This window comes from Bradyrhizobium murdochi, from assembly GCF_000472965.1.
GTDB classification, from domain to species: domain Bacteria; phylum Pseudomonadota; class Alphaproteobacteria; order Rhizobiales; family Xanthobacteraceae; genus Bradyrhizobium; species Bradyrhizobium murdochi.
The window spans coordinates 26,473-44,611 of sequence record NZ_AXAU01000004.1; the positions used below are offsets into that span (position 1 = coordinate 26,473).

20 protein-coding genes and 1 tRNA gene are annotated in these 18,139 nt (G+C 63.2%); 9 read left to right on the forward strand and 12 right to left on the reverse strand.

Annotation, left to right across the window (positions count from 1 at the left end; translation table 11 throughout):
* Positions 1 to 148: 148 nt before the first annotated feature.
* Together YUO_RS0112780 and YUO_RS0112785 are read right to left on the reverse strand one after the other, a co-directional pair.
* Positions 149 to 1,087 carry a 1-phosphofructokinase family hexose kinase gene (locus YUO_RS0112780; protein ID WP_028347613.1) on the reverse strand — a complete coding sequence of 313 codons (939 nt, stop codon included), beginning with the start codon at positions 1,085 to 1,087 and terminating at the stop codon, positions 149 to 151.
* Positions 1,088 to 1,132: 45 nt separating this feature from the next.
* Positions 1,133 to 1,209: transfer RNA gene (locus tag YUO_RS0112785), tRNA-Arg, on the reverse strand.
* 279 nt (positions 1,210 to 1,488) lie between these two features.
* Here YUO_RS0112785 and YUO_RS0112790 point away from each other — a divergent pair.
* On the forward strand, positions 1,489 to 2,010 hold the full coding sequence (locus YUO_RS0112790) for a PRC-barrel domain-containing protein (RefSeq protein ID WP_028347614.1): 522 nt from the start codon (positions 1,489 to 1,491) through the stop codon (positions 2,008 to 2,010).
* Between the two features lie 78 nt (positions 2,011 to 2,088).
* Here the strand turns inward: YUO_RS0112790 and YUO_RS0112795 are convergent, their stop codons facing one another.
* The 3 genes from YUO_RS0112795 to YUO_RS0112805 form a co-directional block, all read right to left on the reverse strand.
* Positions 2,089 to 3,048, reverse strand: coding sequence for a Bug family tripartite tricarboxylate transporter substrate binding protein (locus YUO_RS0112795; RefSeq protein ID WP_028347615.1), 960 nt, complete (start codon positions 3,046 to 3,048; stop codon positions 2,089 to 2,091).
* A gap of 156 nt (positions 3,049 to 3,204) precedes the next feature.
* Complete coding sequence (locus tag YUO_RS0112800) at positions 3,205 to 3,573, reverse strand: cupin domain-containing protein (protein ID WP_028347616.1); 369 nt, start codon at positions 3,571 to 3,573, stop codon at positions 3,205 to 3,207.
* A 54-nt stretch (positions 3,574 to 3,627) separates the two neighbouring features.
* Positions 3,628 to 4,266, reverse strand: coding sequence for an RraA family protein (locus YUO_RS0112805; protein ID WP_028347617.1), 639 nt, complete (start codon positions 4,264 to 4,266; stop codon positions 3,628 to 3,630).
* A 271-nt stretch (positions 4,267 to 4,537) separates the two neighbouring features.
* Between YUO_RS0112805 and YUO_RS0112810 the strand changes: the two genes are divergently transcribed.
* Both YUO_RS0112810 and YUO_RS40600 read left to right on the forward strand, forming a co-directional pair.
* Positions 4,538 to 5,491: a helix-turn-helix domain-containing protein gene (locus YUO_RS0112810; RefSeq protein ID WP_028347618.1), complete on the forward strand. Its 954-nt coding sequence runs from the start codon at positions 4,538 to 4,540 to the stop codon at positions 5,489 to 5,491.
* Between the two features lie 216 nt (positions 5,492 to 5,707).
* The gene (locus YUO_RS40600; protein ID WP_051379435.1) at positions 5,708 to 6,403 is read left to right on the forward strand and encodes a hypothetical protein; all 696 of its coding nucleotides are present in this window, start codon (positions 5,708 to 5,710) and stop codon (positions 6,401 to 6,403) included.
* Between the two features lie 162 nt (positions 6,404 to 6,565).
* Here the strand turns inward: YUO_RS40600 and YUO_RS0112820 are convergent, their stop codons facing one another.
* On the reverse strand, positions 6,566 to 6,766 hold the full coding sequence (locus tag YUO_RS0112820; RefSeq protein ID WP_028347619.1) for a hypothetical protein: 201 nt from the start codon (positions 6,764 to 6,766) through the stop codon (positions 6,566 to 6,568).
* A gap of 59 nt (positions 6,767 to 6,825) precedes the next feature.
* Entirely contained in the window at positions 6,826 to 7,833 is a 1,008-nt protein-coding gene (locus YUO_RS0112825; protein ID WP_028347620.1) for a 2-dehydropantoate 2-reductase, read from the reverse strand.
* A gap of 138 nt (positions 7,834 to 7,971) precedes the next feature.
* Between YUO_RS0112825 and YUO_RS0112830 the strand changes: the two genes are divergently transcribed.
* On the forward strand, positions 7,972 to 8,547 hold the full coding sequence (locus YUO_RS0112830; protein ID WP_028347621.1) for a YidB family protein: 576 nt from the start codon (positions 7,972 to 7,974) through the stop codon (positions 8,545 to 8,547).
* Positions 8,548 to 8,679: 132 nt separating this feature from the next.
* Entirely contained in the window at positions 8,680 to 8,958 is a 279-nt protein-coding gene (locus YUO_RS0112835) for a GlsB/YeaQ/YmgE family stress response membrane protein (RefSeq protein WP_028347622.1), read from the forward strand.
* A 106-nt stretch (positions 8,959 to 9,064) separates the two neighbouring features.
* Here the strand turns inward: YUO_RS0112835 and YUO_RS0112840 are convergent, their stop codons facing one another.
* Positions 9,065 to 9,847 carry an SDR family NAD(P)-dependent oxidoreductase gene (locus YUO_RS0112840; RefSeq protein WP_028347623.1) on the reverse strand — a complete coding sequence of 261 codons (783 nt, stop codon included), beginning with the start codon at positions 9,845 to 9,847 and terminating at the stop codon, positions 9,065 to 9,067.
* Between the two features lie 281 nt (positions 9,848 to 10,128).
* Between YUO_RS0112840 and YUO_RS0112845 the strand changes: the two genes are divergently transcribed.
* Genes YUO_RS0112845 through YUO_RS0112855 form a run of 3 tightly spaced genes read left to right on the forward strand, consistent with a single transcriptional unit; the run spans position 10,129 to position 13,232 of the window.
* A complete protein-coding gene (locus YUO_RS0112845; protein ID WP_028347624.1) occupies positions 10,129 to 11,196 on the forward strand; it encodes an acyl-CoA dehydrogenase family protein in 1,068 nt (355 codons plus the stop codon).
* 33 nt (positions 11,197 to 11,229) lie between these two features.
* A complete protein-coding gene (locus YUO_RS0112850; protein WP_028347625.1) occupies positions 11,230 to 12,390 on the forward strand; it encodes an acyl-CoA dehydrogenase family protein in 1,161 nt (386 codons plus the stop codon).
* A gap of 41 nt (positions 12,391 to 12,431) precedes the next feature.
* On the forward strand, positions 12,432 to 13,232 hold the full coding sequence (locus tag YUO_RS0112855; RefSeq protein ID WP_028347626.1) for an enoyl-CoA hydratase/isomerase family protein: 801 nt from the start codon (positions 12,432 to 12,434) through the stop codon (positions 13,230 to 13,232).
* A gap of 185 nt (positions 13,233 to 13,417) precedes the next feature.
* Here the strand turns inward: YUO_RS0112855 and YUO_RS0112860 are convergent, their stop codons facing one another.
* From YUO_RS0112860 to YUO_RS40605, 4 genes are all read right to left on the reverse strand, one after another.
* A complete protein-coding gene (locus YUO_RS0112860; RefSeq protein ID WP_028347627.1) occupies positions 13,418 to 14,182 on the reverse strand; it encodes a VOC family protein in 765 nt (254 codons plus the stop codon).
* Position 14,183: 1 nt separating this feature from the next.
* Positions 14,184 to 14,978, reverse strand: coding sequence for an enoyl-CoA hydratase (locus tag YUO_RS0112865; RefSeq protein WP_028347628.1), 795 nt, complete (start codon positions 14,976 to 14,978; stop codon positions 14,184 to 14,186).
* A 141-nt stretch (positions 14,979 to 15,119) separates the two neighbouring features.
* On the reverse strand, positions 15,120 to 16,328 hold the full coding sequence (locus YUO_RS0112870) for an ABC transporter substrate-binding protein (protein WP_028347629.1): 1,209 nt from the start codon (positions 16,326 to 16,328) through the stop codon (positions 15,120 to 15,122).
* 425 nt (positions 16,329 to 16,753) lie between these two features.
* Positions 16,754 to 17,167, reverse strand: coding sequence for a VOC family protein (locus tag YUO_RS40605; RefSeq protein ID WP_035726702.1), 414 nt, complete (start codon positions 17,165 to 17,167; stop codon positions 16,754 to 16,756).
* Between the two features lie 83 nt (positions 17,168 to 17,250).
* On the opposite strand from YUO_RS40605, the gene YUO_RS0112880 reads away from it, so the two are divergent.
* Positions 17,251 to 18,039 (forward strand): thermonuclease family protein, encoded by a 789-nt coding sequence (locus YUO_RS0112880; RefSeq protein ID WP_028347630.1) that lies wholly within the window; start codon positions 17,251 to 17,253, stop codon positions 18,037 to 18,039.
* The last annotated feature ends 100 nt before the right edge of the window (positions 18,040 to 18,139 follow it).

Consider the following 18,139-nt stretch of genomic DNA (forward strand, 5'->3'; position numbering starts at 1 on the left):
GTGTCTCCGCGGGCGATACTGCCCGAGTGGAGAGAGCCCCCACCCGGCGCTTCGCGCCGACCTCCCCCGCAAGCGGGAGAGGTGAAGTGCGTCCGCGGTCAAATCGATCTAACCAAGAATCATCATGCTTTAGCCAGACGTTTCGCTATCACGCCGTTTCGATTGTCACCTGATCGGCAAGGCGCGCGACGTCGTCCGGCCGGCATAACTCCGTGCCGGGATGGAGCAGGGTCGCGGCACCGGCGGCGACCGCCAGGCGGAAAGCGTCTGCGCGGGATGCGCCTGAAGCGAGCCGCCAGACCAGGGCCGCCAGAAAGCTGTCGCCGGCTCCAACCGCGCTCCGCGGCGTGATCGGGATCGGCGGCGCCCGCAGGACTTGGTCGCGCGTCACAAGCGCCGCGCCATGGTGGCCCATTGTCAACGCGACGATGCTGGCTTTCCCCTTTTCGACGAGCTCTTTTGCAGCGACTTCCCACGCGTAGGCGTCCGATGGTTCGCTTCCGGTCAGTTCGCGCATCTCCCGCAGGTTTGGTTTGATCAAATCAACGCCTTCGGCCGCCGCTGCGGCAAGCGCCGGTCCCGAGGTGTCCAGCATCATCCTTGCGCCGCGCTGCTTAACTATCCTTGCGATCTGCGCATGGAAGTCATCGGGAACGCCATCGGGCAGACTGCCGCTTGCGACCAGGAAACGCGGAAAAGGCTCGATTTCCGCAACCAGTTTCAGGCATTCCTTCCACTCGATTTCGTCGAGCCGCGGGCCGGGAAGAATGAACCGGTATTGCCTGCCCGCACTGATTTCATCGACGAAGAAGTCTTCCCGGGTCTCACCCGCAATCGTCCAAGTGTGGCTGGTAATCCCCTCTTCATCGAGAAGCTGACGCAGCAAGGTTCCGATCGCTCCGCCGACGGGATAGATTGCGCGGGCATCGCCGCCGAGCCGCTTGATGACCCGCGCGACGTTGATTCCGCCGCCGCCGGGATCGCGACGCTGCGACTTGCCGCGCAGCTTTGCTACCGGCAGGACCTCATCGACCGCGGTCGAAAGATCGACCGCCGGATTCAGAGTGATGGTGACAATGTCTGTCATGCGCCGGTTCGACCTGCGGACGGCTGCGTTGTGGTCTTGGCGTGCTGGCGATCCCGGGAAGACTCGAACTTCCGACCTACGGTTTAGGAAACCGTCGCTCTATCCGGCTGAGCTACGGGACCGCGGACCCGCATGGCAAGGCAGGTGCTTGGGACGCTTCATAGCAAAGCGGGCGTGGCATCGCCAGCCCCTCCGGGCCGCCCCCTTTGGGCCCGGCAAAGGAATTCCCGCGTCGATCCAAAACCAAAAAGGAGCCGTCCGCCGACGGGAGTGACACAGTCGAAGAAACCCGACGCCACGCCGCATCCTCAAGTCATGCCGAAACTTCCCCCGAATGTCGTGGAACGTTCGCGCATGCGTTCTGTTCTAGGGAAACACGTCGACTTTCCGAGGAGGACAAAATGCAGAAACTCCTAGCAGCGGCTCTTTTGAGCGCCGCCGTCTTCAGTGCTCCCGCCTATGCGCAGACCGCGCAAACGGCTCAGCCCGCCGCCCCCGCCGCGACGGCCGGCTCGCAGGAAAAGATGGAGCTCAAGGGGAACTGGCGCGCGTCCAAGCTCATGGGCCTCGACGTCTATAATGACGCCAATGAAAAGCTCGGCGAGGTCAACGAGCTGATTCTCGACAAGGAGGGCAAGGTCAACGCTGTCGTCATCGGCGTCGGCGGCTTCCTGGGCATGGGCGAGCATGACATCGCCGTTTCCATGGACAAGCTCAAATTCGTCGAGGAGCCGGTCCGCACCAGCGCGACGGCGCCCGGAGCGACTACAGGGACGCAGCGCGAGACCACGACCGGCGCGGCCACGACAGGCACGGCACGCAGCGCCGATGCGAACGACTGGATGCCCGATCACGCCGTGATGAGCGGCACCAAGGAGCAGCTCAAGGCGATGCCGCAGTTCAAATATTCAGACTACAACTAAGGCACCCGACGCTTGACGATGAAGGCCCCACCCTCGTGGGGCCTTTATCATGAGCTGATACGGTGCCGGCGCTTGCCGCTACGCCTTGATGTTGTTCTCGCGGACCACCTGTCCCCAGATGCTCACCTGCTTGGCGAAGAACGTGCCGAAATCCTTGCCGTCGGCGAGCAGCAGCGTCATCTGCTGCGTCTCGCGTAACTGCGCCGCTACCGCCGGCTCGCTCAGAATCTCCCTCACCGATTTCGCCATGCCGGCGACGACATCTTCCGGCGTTCCCTTCGGCGCGAAAACGCCCCACCAGGCCAGCGTCTCGAAATCGGGAAAGCCCGCTTCGATCGCGGTCTGCGTATCCTTCAGCACGGGCATCCGCTCGCGGCCCATCTGCAGGATCGGCCGCAGCCTGTTGGTGCCGAGTTGCGCCGTGATCAGCGCCGCCGATCCCACGATGAGATCGACATGGCCGCCGAGCACGTCGTTCATCGCCGGACCGCCCCCGCGGTAGGGCACATGCGTGATCTCGACGCCGGCCTTCTTGCTCAGCACCGTCATCGCCAGATGGCCGAGCGTGCCGATCCCGACGGAGGCATATTTCACCGCGCCAGGATTTGCCTTGCAGGCCGCGACCACGTCGGCAAAGGTCTTGTACGGCCGCTCGGCATTCGCGGCGACGACATAAGGCGCCGTGCCGACCAGGAACACCGGCACCAGATCCTTCTCGACATCTAGCCCCGGCTTTTCGAGGATCGATGGGATCACCGCGTGCGAATCGAACGTCACCAGGAACGTCGCGCCGTCAGGCGCGCTCTTGGCAACCTGCGCAGCGCCGAGCGAGCCAGCCGCGCCGGACTTGTTCTCCACCAGCACAGTGCGGCCGAGCTTCGTCTGCAGATGAGACTGCAATAGCCGCGCGAGCGCGTCGGTCGATCCGCCCGGCGGGAACGGCACCACCAGCGTCATGTTCTTGGTCGGCTGCGCCAGCGCCGGCGTCACCGCGAACGCGGCCGTCGCCGCAAGCAAGTTGCGTCTTGTGATCTTCACCAGAACTCTCCTCCCGTTATCGCCCGCGATTTTTTTGTTTTTGTTCGCAGGCTTGTCCTAGATCATGATGCGATTAGGCGGAATCGCATCATGATCTCCTCTCCTTGTTTGAGCATGATCTTTTCGGAAAACCGGTTCCCACTTTTCCGGATCGCTCTAGGTGCCGAAGCCAGACCCGGCCTTCTTGTATTCGGGGCGCGGCGGGCTGAAGATGTCAAGCACACGCGCGCCTTCCGGTCCAGCCCGCATGGTGTGCGGCACGTTGCCGGGCGTACGCCAGAAATCGCCCTTTTTGACCGGAATTTCCTCATCGCCCTGAACGCGGATCGCCGATCCCTCAAGCAGCACGCCCCATTGTTCTTCGGGGTGATGATGCAGCGAGCCTTGCGAATGCGGCGCCAGCGTCACCACCGACAGCATGGCGTGCTCGCCGGAAAAGATGCGTGTGGTGACGCCGGCGGCGAGTTCGCGAAGCAGGCCGTCGGCGGGGTTATCCAGATTGTGGAATTCGTCTTTCTGACTCATCGTTCCTCCGTCAGCGCGCGTTCAGCGGCGATTTGATTTGATGCAACCATCACCTCAAGACTTGCCGTAGCTGCCCTGGTAGCGGCCTTCGCGAATTGCGATCAACGTGTCTTCCTCGCGCGCGATCTGGGCGCGGACCGCCTCGAGCAATGTGGCGGCCACAGCGGCGGGGAACGATACCACGCCGTCCTCATCGCCGACCACGATGTCGCCAGGAGAAATCACCGAACCGCCGATGGAAACCGGCACGTTGATCTCGCCGGGTCCGCTCTTGTACGGGTCGCGGTGGATCGCCGCGCGGGCAAAGCAGGGAAAGTCGGAGGCAGCGAAGGCCGCGACGTCGCGGATGGCGCCGTCGATCACATAGCCCGCGGCGCCGCGGTATTCGGCGATATTCTTCATGATCTCGCCGACCAGCGCCCGCGTCTCGTCACCGCCGCCATCAACCACGATGACGTCGCCCGGCCCGACCAGCTCCAGCGCCCGGTGGATCGCAAGATTGTCGCCGGGCCGCGTGCGCACCGTGAAAGCAGCTCCGACCAGCCGGCCGGCACGATGAAACGGCCGCAGGCCGACGGCGCCCGGCAGCCGGGCAAGGTTGTCGCTGATGATCGAGGTCGGCGCGTTCCTGAACGCCTCGATCAGCTCCGGCGCGGGCTTCGGCACGCTCGGCATGGCCGTGGTGATGGTCATAGAGACTGTTTCCTCTTGCTTCCTCTTGCGGCTCCCCCGCTCGGCGCGAGGGCTCCAGATCAGCCGCCACATGATGGCTTGGGTTGCTGCAAAACAATTAGCATTCCGCATGAGCAGGTATAATGGATTTGGATGGGTCCGGCTCGCCCGGCGGCCCCGCACGTCACGTCAGTGCTTTCGAAATCTTCGCCTTGGCCACACTTCTTAATGCGGCGTTAACCAGACCGGCCGACGCTGGCTGCGAAGATTCACGCCGCCCGGTTGTCTTACAATGCTGTTTAAGAATCTTGCCCCCTCGCCGGCCCTTTCGATCATCCGGTTTTCCGACATCGACGCCTTCCGGCCGGTCGAATTCGTCGCCGATGCGCGCAGCCTCCCGCTGAATCTTGCGAACTTCCATACCGCGCGCGCGGCGGTGCAGTTGCCCTGCTGCCAGATCACGGTGCTCCGCTCGTTTCCGCGGATCGTCGATGTCAGCTACCGCGCCGCTCATGGCGTCGTCATCTTCCAGATCGAGGACGACTACGACGTGAGCGTCAACGGCATGTCCGTGAATCGTCCGGCTTTTGTCGGCATGCGCGGCAATGTGGATTTGCAGTTCGTCGAACCCCGTGGATCGCTGCACGCGATCATCACGCTTGGCGCCGGCCTGCGCGATCGGGAATGGTTCGATACGCCGGACCGGCTATGCCCGTTCATGCCGAACACTGACGCCCTCGCAACGGTCAGATCCGTCACGACAGGTATTTTGCAGACGGCTTCCGCCAGGCCGGAACTGTTGCAGGAGCGGCGTTCGGCGCTGGCCCTCCAGGAAGGCCTGCTGCTCGCCATCGACGAAATGTTCCGCAGCGGCCGAACGCCGGAAGTGGCAGGCAAGAATGCAAGCATGGGTTATTGCCGCCTCGTTCGCATGATCGACGAGTATGTCGCGTTTCATTCCGCCGCGCCGATCTATAGCGCCGACCTCGCCGAACAGTGCGGCGTGTCGGTCAGGACGCTGGGCACAGCGGTGGCGAGCGTCCGCGGCATGAGTCTGCATCGCTATTTGCGCCTCAAGCAGCTTTGGTCGGCGCGCGCGCAGCTCGTGAAGGGATCCGACGCCATCACCGTGACATCGTGCGCGCGAGCCAACGGCTTCCATCACATGGGCGAATTCGCAAGACTCTATCGCGCGGTGTTCCATGAAACGGCGTCGCGCACGCTGGCTCGCGCGAGAGCGCGCTGACTGATTCTTGCCACAATGTGGCGTGCTTATCCGCTCGCCCGCGGATGGTGCACTTAGAATCACTACAGCATTCTCTGCGGGAACTCGGGTTGCTGTTGAATTTCTTCAAGATTTTTAACGGCCTGGCGCTGTGTTCCATCGGTCACATGAAGCGGGTAACGTTACAACGCCAGCGGGAACATCGTGCAGTTTCGGCGTGACAGCGCTGCCAAAATGATGACAATCGGCTCAACCAAAGTTCCCAAGAATTTCGACCGGAGCAAATCGTCCGTGATCGCCTCACGTGCATCGACATTGGTTTTTGCCGCGATCGGAGGGCTGTTCGTGCTCGCGCCGGTGGCTTCAGATGCCCAGTGGTGGCGTAGCGCACCGTACGATTTCGAATCCTGTGCCGATGTGGCCGAGAAGGCGACGACCAAAGAAGAAAAGACGGCGAAACTCGCTGAATGCAACGCGAAATTCGCCGGCCGCCGCAAGCCCGGCGGCGGCTACACCTATTACGACTTCATGCAGGACCGGACGTTCGACATCGCGGGTCCCAACCCGACGCCGGAAGAGCAGAAGAAGATCGACGAGCAATATACTGCCTATCTCGAGCGCGAGCGGCGCAACCACATCGCCGCAGCGGCGGCGGCCAAGCAGCAACAGCCGGAACCGCCGTCAGCACAGGGAATACAACAAGGCATCCAACAGGTGTCGCTGCGCACGGAGCAGGCTCCTCCGCCGGTCGAAACCGAAAAGGTGCCGATACCGGTGGCGAGCCCTGTCAAGCAGGCCGCACGCATCAGGGCGGCCCATTGCGCCAAGAACCAATTCTCGTGTGAATGGCCGCGGCTCTCGGAAAGCATCAACGGACTGAAAAAGCTGCTCAACCCGCAGCAGCAGCCACCGACCAAGCAGAAGAAGGGCTAGATTCTTCTGTCGTCCCTGCGAACGCAGGGACCCATACGCCGCGGCGGATGTTGTCTTGCTGCGATGGTCGACGACTTTCCTTCAACAATTGGCGACGGTGGTTATGGGTCCCTGCGTTCGCAGGGACGACGTGGCTGAGCGGTGCGCACGCGGCGATCAGCATCAGTGCGCGCGCAGCCGCTTGACGCGGCGCGGCTTGACGACCGGTGCTACGATCGCACGTGACGCCGCCCGCTGCTCCTGCAGCCTCGCTTCATAACCCGGCGACGGCGTTGCCGTTGGCGGCACGGCATAAGCGGGCAGCAATGACGCCCAGAAAATTAGGACGGCAACCGCTACCAGCGCGAGACGCGTTCGTTTCATGTTGCCTCTCCCATCGGCTTACCTGAACGAAACTCGCGCGGGGCCGGCGCCGAGGCAAATCAATTTCGGGGGCGAATCTGCTCCGGCGTCAGGCCGGGCGAGCCCTTGCCGCTGCTTTCAGCCTGCCGGATCAATTCCACGATCCGGCGCGAGAGCGGCGCCTCAAGTCCGCGGCGCTCGGCGATTTCGGTGATGACGCCCTGCAGATAATCGATTTCGGTCCGGCGGCTGCGCTGCAGATCTTCCCACATCGACGAGCGCGCCTCGGGATCGATCTTCATCGTCCGCCCCAGCAACGCTTCGAAGACCGGATCCGGCAGGCGCAACAAAGCCGGCATCCAGGCGGGCGGAATCGGCGTCGGCGACACTGGCTTGATACCTTCGGCCTTGATCGCCGCGAGAGCTTCGGCGAGCTGATCGGCGAACAATTGCCGCCATGGTCGTTCTGCGAGCTGCCGGCGCAGCGGCAGATCGGCCAGCGCGTTGAGCGCGTTGTTGAGATTGAGCAGCAGCTTGCCCCATTGCACGCCATCGATGTTGCCGGTCGGCCGCATCGTCAATCCCGGCACCGACAATTTCTCCGCTGCGCGCGCTTCGTCCTGCTCGATGACAATGTCACCCGACGTGGCGCGATGAAACCGCCCTGCGCCAAGCGCGATCACATTGAACGGCACCATGCCGCCGAGCACGCGCCGCCCCGGCAGGCGGTTGCGCAGCACGGCGGCGTTGCCGACGCCGTTCTGCAGGCTGACGACGACGGCATTGGACGGCGCATGGTGAGCGATGATTTCGGCCATCGCCGCGGTGTCCGCGCTCTTGACCGTGACCAGCACCACGCCGGCGTCAGCAAAAATGGAAGGGTTTTCCGACAATACGAACCGATCGCGCGCGACGGTCTGGTCAAAACCTTCAAAACTCGTCGGCCGCAGGCCGCTGGCTTCGATCTCGGCGATCACGCGCGAACGCGCCAAGAGCGCCACGCGGCGGCCGCCGGCCGCCAGCATGCCGCCGACGAAGCAGCCGATGCTGCCGGCGCCTGCGATACCGATCGTTTGGCGCGAAACCATTTGTCACCTACCGCGTTGCAACCGGCTTCGAATAGCAGAGCGCGCGGACTGTGCCTATCGCAGGTGGCACGGTCCGCGCCTTGTAACCGTCATGTGCCACCGTTATGTTCCACGCGGGGCTACGCAGAGGAGACAACCATGGGTTTACTCGACGTACTAAACGGCATGATGAATGGGCCGCGCGGTCCGAGCCGCCCCAGCTCAGAATCCGAGAGCGGCGGAATGTCGCCCTTGACCATGGCGATCCTGGCGCTGCTGGCCTGGAAAGGCATCAAGCATTTCAGCGGCAACCAGACCGGCTCGGCACCGCAACCGGCGCCCGCGCCGGGCAATGTGAATGCCGGCATGCCCGGCGACGGCATGGGCGGCGGACTCAGCGACATGCTTAAAGGGGGCTTGGGCGGGCTTCTTGCTGGAGGCGCGGCCGGCACCGTTTTGAGCGGTGGCCTCGGCGACCTCCTGAATCAACTGCAGCAGAAGGGCCTCGGCGATCACGCGGACTCCTGGGTCAGCAATGGTCCCAACAAACAGGTCTCGCCCGGCGATCTCGCCAATGCGCTCGGCGCCGATCAGATCGATCAGCTATCGGCGCAAAGCGGATTGTCGCGCGACGACTTGCTGCAAGGCCTCAGCCAGTTTCTGCCCGACGTCGTCAATCATCTGACACCGGACGGACGGCTGCCGAACGAGAACGAGATATCGCAACGGATCTGACGCCGGCACTGTAGCGTTTTCCAGCGAAGTGGATACCGGTTCGCGTGAAGAAAACGCGTCAAACAAGAATCTAACGCGGCGCCCGAGAGGTGCCGCGTCGCTTCACCATCGACGCATTGGAAAGGGACGGAAATGGGCGGCATTATCTGGATCATCGTCGTCGGCTTCGTCGCCGGCATCATCGCGCGCATCCTTTCGCCGGGCCAGAACAACCCGACCGGCTTCGTCCTGACTACGGTGCTCGGCATCGCCGGCGCATTCCTGGCGACCTTCGTCGGCCAGGCGATTGGCCATTACAGCCCCGATCAGGGCGCCGGCTTCATCACCGCCACCATCGGCGCCCTGGTGGTGCTGTTCATCTGGAACAGGCTGGTAGCGCGCGGCGTGATCTCGGATCCGGGAAATCGATAGAATTCTAGGGTGGGCAAAGCGAAGCGTGCCCACCATTGTCGACCGAGCAAGAGAGATGGTGGGCACGGCGCAAGAGCGCCTTAGCCCACCCTACGATTCTGTACCATCACAACACCAGATGCATCCCCGCATCCATGCGCACGAACTCGCCGGTCATGTTGCTCGACGCCGGCGAAGCGAGGAAGCAGACGAGTTGCGCGATATCCTCGGCCGTGGAGGCGACCTTCAGCGGCACCTTCGCCACGACAGCGTCGCGCACCGCTTTCGCGCCGGCTTCGCCGCGCCCCTTGGTGAACCACGGCGTATCGATATAGCCGGGACACACCGTGTTGACGCGGATCAGCGGCGCCAGCGCGCGCGCCAGCGATTGCGTCATGGTGTTGAGCGCCCCCTTGCTTGCGGCATAGGCGACAGACGAGCCGCCGCCGGAAATGCCGGCGACCGACGACACGTTGACCACGGCGGACGGCAGGTTGGAGGCTTTAGCGCCCGCTTCGAGCAGCGCGCGCGCCGCGCGGATCATCTGGAACGGGCCGATCGTGTTGACGGCATAGATGCGCTGAAAGTCCTCGGCCGAAAGTCCGTCGAGGTCGTGATGCGGCACGTGCTTGGTGGTGCCGGCATTGTTGACCAGCACGTCGAGGCGTCCCCACGGCACGGCCGCGGCAGCAATCTTCCTGCAGTCTTCATCGCGCGACACGTCGCCCTGCACGACCACGACTTCGGCGCCAGCGCTGCGGCAGAGATCGGCGGTCGCTTCGGCTTCCGCCTTGCTGTTGGAATAGTTGACGACGATGCGCGCGCCGCCCTTTGCCAGAATGGCCGCGGTCGCCGCTCCCAAACCCGAAGCAGAACCGGTGACAATCGCGCACAAACCATCCTTCGACATCCGCATTCCCTTTGTTGTTCTTGAATTAGAGTTTTGACCGCCCGCTGGCGGCGGCCGAGCGCTACCATATCGCGCGGCCAACGGCGTGCAAATCCGAAGAAGTCCGTTGCGCGGAATTTATTCTTTGCGCCGCGATCTTCATGCCGCCGCCTCATGCGGCCCTGCGGACAGCGCTTGTCACGGCTATGGCTTTTGCCCATCATAAAGCGCAAGAACAGACCGCAGCCGGACCCGGCCATATCAGTTGGGATTGGCATGCCAATTTCAAATCGGGGAACGCTGTGGCGGAGAGTGAGAACATCGTTGCCGAGACTGCGGAGAAAATTTTCGCCGATCTCGCCGACGCCCAAACCATCAATCGCGATAAGAAGGGCGAGTGGAAAGCCCCGCTCTGGCAGGCGCTGAGCGATGCCGGCCTGCCGCTGTCTTGGGTGCCGGAGGATTGCGGCGGCTCGGGCGCCTCTCTCGCTGAAGGCTTTAGCGTGCTGAGCGCCGCAGGGCGCTTTGCGGTGGCGGTGCCGCTGGCCGAAACCATGCTGGCGGGCTGGCTGTTGGCGCAGGCCAAGATCACCTCGCCCGGCGGCGAGATGACGGTAGTGCCCGCCAGCCCGAAAGACCGGATTACAGTCAATGCCGATGGCAGCCTCTCGGGCAGGGCGCGAGGCGTGCCGTTTGCCAAGGTTGCAAAATACTTCGCGATGGTCGCCAGCGATCCGAAGGGTGATTTCGCCGTCGCGCTGGTCGATGCCGGCAAGTGCCGGATCGAGAGCGGGCTCAATCTCGGCGGCGACCCTTCTGATGTCGTGACGCTGGACAAGGTGCAGCCGGCCGCGATCAAGCCGGCGCCAGCAGGTTTCGATCAGGCCCGGTTGATGCTGATGGGCGGCGTCGCGCGATCCCTGCAGATCGCCGGCGCGCTGGAATCGATGCTGGAAATCTCCGTGCGCTATTCCAACGAGCGTGTCGCCTTCGAAAAGAAGATCTCGAAATTCCAGGCGGTACAGCACAATCTGGCACGGCTCGCCGGCGAGTCGGCGGCCGCACTGGCCGCGGCCACTTCGGCCGCGGACGCCATTGCCAACGCCACGGTCTTCAACGACGAAGTGTTTCTCGAAGCGGTGGCGGCAAAAATCCGCTGCGCGGAGGCGGCGGAAAAAGGCGGCGGCATCGCCCATCAGGTGCATGGCGCGATCGGCTTTACCATCGAGCACATCCTGCATCGCTATTCCCTGCGCGCACTGGCCTGGCGCGACGATTTCGGCTCCGAGAGTTTTTGGGCGGTCGAGCTCGGCAAGCTCGTGGCGCAAAGAGGCGCCGATGAGTTGTGGCCGCTCGTGGCCTCGCGCTGAGATCATTTCGATTTGCCTGCATAGAGAATAACAATGACCGCAGCCCTCCGTTTCGATCCGATCCGCCTGCCGAGCGAATGCGAGCAGTTGCGCAAGGAAGTCCGCGCCTTCCTTGCCGAAGAGATCGCCGCCGGCACCTTCGATCCGCACAAGCCGAACCGCGAAGATACCGACGTGCCGGAATTCTCCCGAAAGGTCGGCGCGCGTGGCTGGCTCGGCATGACCTGGCCGAAGAAATATGGCGGCCATGAGCGCTCGTTCCTCGAGCGCTATGTCGTGACCGAGGAAATGCGGGTGGCGAATGCGCCGACGCGGCGCTTCTTTGTCGCCGACCGCCAGAGCGGCCCGGTGCTTTTGAAATATGCACCCGAGCACATCAAGATGGAAATCCTGCCGCGCATCTGCCGCGGCGAGATCTGCTTTGCGATCGGCATGAGCGAGCCGAACTCCGGCTCCGATCTGTTCGCGGCCAAAACCCGCGCGACCAAGACGGACGGCGGCTATCTGATCAACGGCACCAAGATCTGGACCTCCTCGGCCCATATCGCCGATTACATGATCGCGATTTTTCGGACGTCACCGCCGACGAAAGAAAACCGCCGCCACGGCCTGACGCAATTCCTCGTCAAAATGAAGCAACCGGGCATCCAGGTGAACCCGATCGGCCAGATCACCGGACAGTATGAATTCAACGAGGTGGTGTTCACCGATCACTTCATTCCCGACGATCACGTGCTCGGCGAAATCGACGGCGCCTGGAAACAGGCGACTTCGGAGCTTGCCTATGAGCGGTCCGGCCCCGAACGTTTCCTGGAGACCTATTACGTGCTGACCGAGCTGGTCCGCGCCGTCGGCAATAACCCGGACACCCGCAGCGCCGAAGGCATTGGCCGCCTGGTGGCGCAGGTGCACACCATGCGGCGCATGTCGGTGTCGGTCGCGGGCATGCTGCAGGCCGGCAAGGAGCCGGTGGTCGAGGCCTCTATCGTGAAAGATATCGGCACCATCTGGGAGCAGCAATTGCCGCATCGCGTGCGTGAGCTCGCCGCCTTTGTCGAGGAAACCGCCACCAACCGCGAGACGCTGGAAAAGCAACTCGACTTCGCCATCAAGACCGCGCCGAAGCTGACGATCCAGGGCGGCACCACCGAGGTGCTGCGCGGCATCATCGCCCGCGGGCTCGGTCTGCGCTGAGCGCGCACGCTCGGTCTGCGCTAATTCAACGAGGAAACCGCATGAGCAAATACACGGATATCGGCGTCGAGAAGCACGGCCATGTCGGCCTGATCGAGATCCGGAAACCTCCGCTGAACTTCTTCGACGTTTCGCTGATCAACCAGATTGCGGATGCGCTGGAGGAGTTCGACAACGACATCGAAATACGCGCTTCCGTGCTCGCCGCGCAAGGCAAGGCATTCTGCGCCGGCGCGGATTTTTCCGATCCGAAGCGGCAGGAGCAGGAAGCGAGCGCGCAGAATGATCCGGCCGCCAATCTGCCGATCAACCATCTCTACGTCCAGGCCGTGCGCATCTTCCGCAACAAGAAGCCGATCGTCGCCGCCGTCCATGGCGCGGCCATCGGCGGCGGTCTCGGCCTGGCCGTCTCGGCCGATTTCCGCGTCACCTGCCCCGAGGCCCGCTTCGCCGCCAATTTTACAAAACTCGGCTTTCATCCTGGCTTCGGCCTGACGACGACGCTTCCCGAACTCGTTGGCCGCAACAACGCCGAACTGATCTTCTACACCAGCCGCCGCATCACCGGCAAGGAGGCCACGCGAATGGGCCTTGCCAATGTCTGCGTGCCGCAGGACCAGGTGCGAGCCGAGGCCATGAAGCTTGCCGCCGAAATCGCCGAATGCTCGCCGCTCGGCCTGATCTCGACCCGCGCTACCATGCGCGCCGGCCTCGCCGACCGTGTCATGGCCGCCACCAACCACGAGCTCGCCGAGCAGACCAGACTGCGCGCCACGGAAGATTTCAAGGAAGGCGTCAAAGCCACCGCAGAACGAAGGGCGGCGAACTTCAAGGGGCGGTAAGACTCGCGCCGCTTGCACCTCTTCCCTTCTCCCCTTGTGGGAGAAGGTGGCGCGAAGCGCCGGATGAGGGGTTCTCTCCGCGGGAGAGGCCTATGTTCACGGAGAGAACCCCTCATCCGTCTCAATCGTGCTTCGCACGATTGATCCACCCTCTCCCACAAGGGGAGAGGGTAAGGTGCACCGCCTCACGCCATTAGCTTGAATGTCACGCCGCAAAGATCGAACCCGTCGCCCGACACCTTGCAGCCTTTGGCCTTCGCTGCATCCAGCATCTTGGCGATATCGGCGACTTTGAACGTCAGTCCGCTCATCAGATCGCTTGCGCCTTTGACGAAGCGGAAGCCGGCATTGGGCAGCTTCAATTCAGGCTCACCGCCCGCCCCTTTGCTCACGGCAATGCCCAAAATCTTCCCCCAATGCTCCGCCAACCCCTGCGGATCCGGGCTCTGCATCTCGACTTCCGTCAGCGCCACCGTCACGTCCTTGCGGATCGCCTTCTGCCAGTTCGGGCCCGCCGGCGGATAGGGTCCCAGCACGTCGTCGCTGCCGTCGGTGTGATTGAACTCGATGAACGCGGCGCGGCAATCGCGCGGGTGCAATTGCACGCCGTGATAGGGCGCGTGCGTGATCACGTTCGCCGTGCGCACGCTGATCGCGTTGGCGTGCCTGCCGCGTGCGTCGGGATCGTCGCAGCAGAAGATCGCCATGTAGCCGCCGCGGCCGCCGGTCTTGTCGAGAAAACGCCCCGCCGCGGTGCCCGGCTGGATCGGCGCCACCACTTCGAGCAGGATCGTGTCGACCGGTAGCAGTGCGTTTTCCAGGCCATATTTGGCGACATTGCCGTCGCGGTAACAGACGTTGAGGCCCATGATCTCGGAGATGTCCGAGATCACCGGCTCCAGATGCGGCGCCACCAGGCAGATCTGCCGCAGCCTGAGATACTCGGCCATATCAATGCCCCTGAAAGACGGGCTTGCGCTTCTCGACAAAGGCTTTTGCGGCCTCCTTGTGATCGGCGGTGTCGCCCGAGCGCGAATGATGGATGGCTTCGGCGTCGAAACAGGCTTCCAGCGACATCGTCTCGGCGTTGTTGATGTTGCGCTTGATGTAGCCCAGCGTCACCGACGGTCCCTGCGCCAGCGACATCGCGAGATCACGCGCCTCGGTATCGATGTCAGCGTCCGGCACCACCTTTGTCACCATGCCGAGATTGTAGGCCTCCGTCGCGCTCAGTACCGGCGAGGTCAGATAGAGCTCTCGCGCTTTCGCGGCTCCGAGCATCTGTGTGAGGAAATAGGTGCCGCCGTAATCCCCTGATAATCCGACCTTGGCGAACGCGGTCGTGATCTTGCAGGAGGCGCTGGCAACGCGCAGGTCGCACGATAGTGCGATGGAGAGACCGGCGCCCGCGGCGGCGCCATCGAGCTGCGCCACCACCGGTTTGGGCATCTGGTGCAGGATGCGCGAGACTTCCATGCCGCGGCGCAAGTTCGCCATCTTGGCCTCGAAGCCGAGCGGTGCCCTGCCCTCCGCCATCGACTTGACGTCGCCGCCGACGCAGAACGTGCCACCGGCGCCCTTCAAGAGTACCGCACGCACCTCGTGATCCTCAGCCGCGCGCCGTGCGGCTTCGACCAATCCGCGCGTCATGTCCGGATTGAGTGCGTTGCGCCGGTCGGGGCGGTTCATCGTGATCGTGAGTAAGCCCTGTTCGAACTTCTGGAGGACCATTTCGTTTGCGCTCATGGGGTGGTGCTTTCGTTGGTAGGTTGAGATGAATTCGTAGGGTGGGCAAAGGCGCACTTGCGCCGTGCCCACCACCTCTCGCCGATCTGCGGCGCTAATGGTGGGCACGCTTCGCTTTGCCCACCCTACGCAGATGCGGTCCTATTTCTTCACCAGCGGACAGCGCGAGGCTTCCAGCGGCTGGAACGCCTCGCTGCCGGGGATGGTCGCCAGCAGCTTGTAATAATCCCAGCGCGCCTTGGATTCCTGGGGTTTCTTGACCTCGAACAGATACATGTCGTGCACCATGCGGCCATCGTCGCGAATCTTGCCGTTCCTGGCGAACATGTCGTTGACCGGCGTCTCCTTCATCAGCTTCATCACCGCGGCCGCATCCGTGGTGCCCGCGGCCTTGACGGCCTTCAGGTAATGCAGGACCGACGAATAGACGCTGGCCTGCGCCGCGGTCGGCGGCCGCTTGACGCGCTCCATGAAGCGTTTTGAAAACGCGCGGGTGTCGTCGTTGAGGTCCCAATAGAAGGCTTCGGCAAGCAGCAGACCCTGCGCCGTCTCCAGCCCGACGCTGTCGATATCGGTGACGAAGGCGAGCAGCGGCGAGAGCTTTTGGCCGCCGCTCCTGGTCAGCCCGAATTCCGCCGCCTGCTTGACCGCGTTGATGGTATCGCCGCCGGCATTGGCGAGGCCGACAACCTTGGCCTTCGAGCTCTGCGCCTGCAGCAGGAACGAGGAGAAGTCCGACGTATTGAGCGGATGCTTGACGCTGCCGAGCACCTTGCCGCCGGCCTTCACCACCACATTGCTGGTGTCCTTTTCCAGGTCCTGGCCGAACGCATAATCGGCGGTGAGGAAGAACCAGGTCTCGAAGCCGCTCTTGACGGTGGCGAGCCCGGTGACGTTGGACTGCGCAAACGTGTCGTAGGAATAATGCACGGTGTAGGGGCCGCAGGCCTCGTTGCTCAGCCGGATCGAGGCGGGGCCGCTATACATCACGATCTTGTTGCGCGCCTTCGCGATTTCGCCGGCGGCGAGCGCGGTTGCAGACGCCGCCACGTCGTACAGCATCTCGACGCCTTGATTGTCGAGCATGTCGCGCGCGATGCTGGCAGCAAGATCGGCCTTGTTGAGATGATCGGCCGCGACGATCTCGACCTTGCGCCCCAGCACCTCGCCGCCAAAATCCTCCACCGCCATCTTCGCCGCGGTCTCCGAGCCCGGCCCGGTGATGTCTGCGTAAAGCCCTGACATATCGAGAATGCCGCCGAGCTTGAGCGGCGGCTTGCTTTGCGCCATTGCCGCGCTAGCCGACATCGCCAACGCGGCAGCAAAAACGGCAGTGATTGCTCTCTTCATGGAGTTCTCCCTATTGGTTGCCGCATTGCCTGCGACTTTGAATTTTTTGCTCTGGCAGGATCATGCCGCACGGGGTGCATAGCGGCAAGGCGCGAAGGAAGGCGGATTGCGTCGCGATTTCCGCTAAGCGGAATGATCTCGTAGGATGGGTAGAGCGACTTGTCCGCCGTAGCTCAACGAGCGAAGGCGGAAGCGAAACCCATCAATTCCTTGCGCGGCGTCATGATGGGTATCGCTTCGCTCCACCCATCCTACACGACGCATCAGCGTGTCCCGGACGCGGTGCAGCGTGCTCCCGGCGATGCGAAGCATCGTCCGGTACGCTGCTCCGCAGAGCCTGGACCTACCGCCGCAACATGGACCCCGGATCGGCAGCGCACCACGCCGCTCACGCGGCGCGTTGCGCAGCATCCGGGGAACGCCACTCACGCCAACAATCCCTTACCCGGCACATGATTGAGCTCGAGCCTTATGCCATCCGGATCCTCGAACAGGATCGAGTAATAGCCCGGCGCCCATTGGTCCTCGCGCGGCGCACGGATGATTTTGGCGCCGAGCGTCTTCAGGAAGCCGTGCAGTTCATCGACGTCGGCGCGCTCGCGGGCGCGGAAGCAGAGGTGGTGCAGGCCGACACGCTGCTGCTCGAACGCGGCGCCAGCGTGCTCCGGCGATGGTGCGCTGATGCCGACGGCAGTGCGGCCGCCGACGCAGTAGTAGGTCGTCTCGGTATCGATGACCGGCTTCAAGCCGAGAAACGGCAACAGCTTGCGATAGAAATAGCGAGAGCGTTCGTAATTCGAGGCGGTGAGAAAAATATGGGCAATGCCGTTGACTTCCATTGTCTCCCCCTACGTGGCAATCTCAGGTAGTATTGCTGTCATTGATCGAGCATACAGGAACGAGCGGGACAGAGAGCAGCGTTATGACCGGCCCGGCATTGCGTTACAGCGCTGCGCTTACGGCATCCGCCGCATTGTTTCTCGCGCTGGCGTCCGCCGGCGAGGCCGACGCCGCCGACTGCGTGCTGGAGCGGCAGGGCGAAGGGCGGGTCGCTGCCGTGGTCGATGCGCGCGGCTTTCGCCTCGAGGACGGCCGGGAAATCCGCCTCGCCGGCATCGAGCGCGCGGGAACCGAGACGGCCGGTGGCAGGGCCGTATTGTCGGCTATCATCACCGGCCGCGACGTGACCCTGCATGGCGAGGATGACACGCCGGATCGGTACGGCCGGCAGTCGGCCTTTGTGTTCGTGACTGATTCGGAACAATCGGTGCAAAGCGAGCTGCTGCGCCGCGGCGAGGTCCTGGTTTCGAGCGATATATCCGACAAAAATTGCGCTGCAGCGCTGTCCGCCGCCGAGGGCGTGGCGAGAAATGCCAAATTGGGAATCTGGGCAAGTTCAACTGCCATAAAAAACGCGGAAAGTCCGGGCGATATTCTGGCCGCGATTGGGCACTTTACGGTGATCGAAGGCAGAGTGCTGTCCGTTCGGCAGGCTGGGGCAATGACCTACCTGAATTTCGGGCGGAACTGGACACGGGACTTTGCTGCGACTATTTCAAGGCGCATCATACCGGCGTTCGAGAGCGCCGGCCTTGGACCTAAGTCGCTCGAAAATCGACGGATTCGTGTCCGCGGCGTTGTCTCGTCGCGGGGAGGACCGCGAATTGAGTTGCTTCGGGTGGGGCAGATTGAGGTGCTGGGCGGGAAATAGCGTTTGATTCGGGGGCTGGCATCGGTCTTCGCTGGGATCACGCGCAAAGAAGAGGGGATGAGATCAAGGATCCCGATCGGATCGTGATCTCAGTGGCTGA

Excerpts from the sequence above, each read along its gene's own strand:
- YUO_RS0112780 (WP_028347613.1), bottom strand. The coding sequence starts at position 1,087 with ATGACAGACATTGTCACCATCACTCTGAATCCGGCGGTCGATCTTTCG.
- YUO_RS0112790 (WP_028347614.1), top strand. The coding sequence starts at position 1,489 with ATGCAGAAACTCCTAGCAGCGGCTCTTTTGAGCGCCGCCGTCTTCAGT.
- YUO_RS0112800 (WP_028347616.1), bottom strand. The coding sequence starts at position 3,573 with ATGAGTCAGAAAGACGAATTCCACAATCTGGATAACCCCGCCGACGGC.
- YUO_RS0112805 (WP_028347617.1), bottom strand. The coding sequence starts at position 4,266 with ATGACCATCACCACGGCCATGCCGAGCGTGCCGAAGCCCGCGCCGGAG.
- YUO_RS0112810 (WP_028347618.1), top strand. The coding sequence starts at position 4,538 with ATGCTGTTTAAGAATCTTGCCCCCTCGCCGGCCCTTTCGATCATCCGG.
- YUO_RS40600 (WP_051379435.1), top strand. The coding sequence starts at position 5,708 with ATGACAATCGGCTCAACCAAAGTTCCCAAGAATTTCGACCGGAGCAAA.
- YUO_RS0112820 (WP_028347619.1), bottom strand. The coding sequence starts at position 6,766 with ATGAAACGAACGCGTCTCGCGCTGGTAGCGGTTGCCGTCCTAATTTTC.
- YUO_RS0112825 (WP_028347620.1), bottom strand. The coding sequence starts at position 7,833 with ATGGTTTCGCGCCAAACGATCGGTATCGCAGGCGCCGGCAGCATCGGC.
- YUO_RS0112830 (WP_028347621.1), top strand. The coding sequence starts at position 7,972 with ATGGGTTTACTCGACGTACTAAACGGCATGATGAATGGGCCGCGCGGT.
- YUO_RS0112835 (WP_028347622.1), top strand. The coding sequence starts at position 8,680 with ATGGGCGGCATTATCTGGATCATCGTCGTCGGCTTCGTCGCCGGCATC.
- YUO_RS0112840 (WP_028347623.1), bottom strand. The coding sequence starts at position 9,847 with ATGTCGAAGGATGGTTTGTGCGCGATTGTCACCGGTTCTGCTTCGGGT.
- YUO_RS0112850 (WP_028347625.1), top strand. The coding sequence starts at position 11,230 with ATGACCGCAGCCCTCCGTTTCGATCCGATCCGCCTGCCGAGCGAATGC.
- YUO_RS0112855 (WP_028347626.1), top strand. The coding sequence starts at position 12,432 with ATGAGCAAATACACGGATATCGGCGTCGAGAAGCACGGCCATGTCGGC.
- YUO_RS0112860 (WP_028347627.1), bottom strand. The coding sequence starts at position 14,182 with ATGGCCGAGTATCTCAGGCTGCGGCAGATCTGCCTGGTGGCGCCGCAT.
- YUO_RS0112865 (WP_028347628.1), bottom strand. The coding sequence starts at position 14,978 with ATGAGCGCAAACGAAATGGTCCTCCAGAAGTTCGAACAGGGCTTACTC.
- YUO_RS0112870 (WP_028347629.1), bottom strand. The coding sequence starts at position 16,328 with ATGAAGAGAGCAATCACTGCCGTTTTTGCTGCCGCGTTGGCGATGTCG.
- YUO_RS40605 (WP_035726702.1), bottom strand. The coding sequence starts at position 17,167 with ATGGAAGTCAACGGCATTGCCCATATTTTTCTCACCGCCTCGAATTAC.
- YUO_RS0112880 (WP_028347630.1), top strand. The coding sequence starts at position 17,251 with ATGACCGGCCCGGCATTGCGTTACAGCGCTGCGCTTACGGCATCCGCC.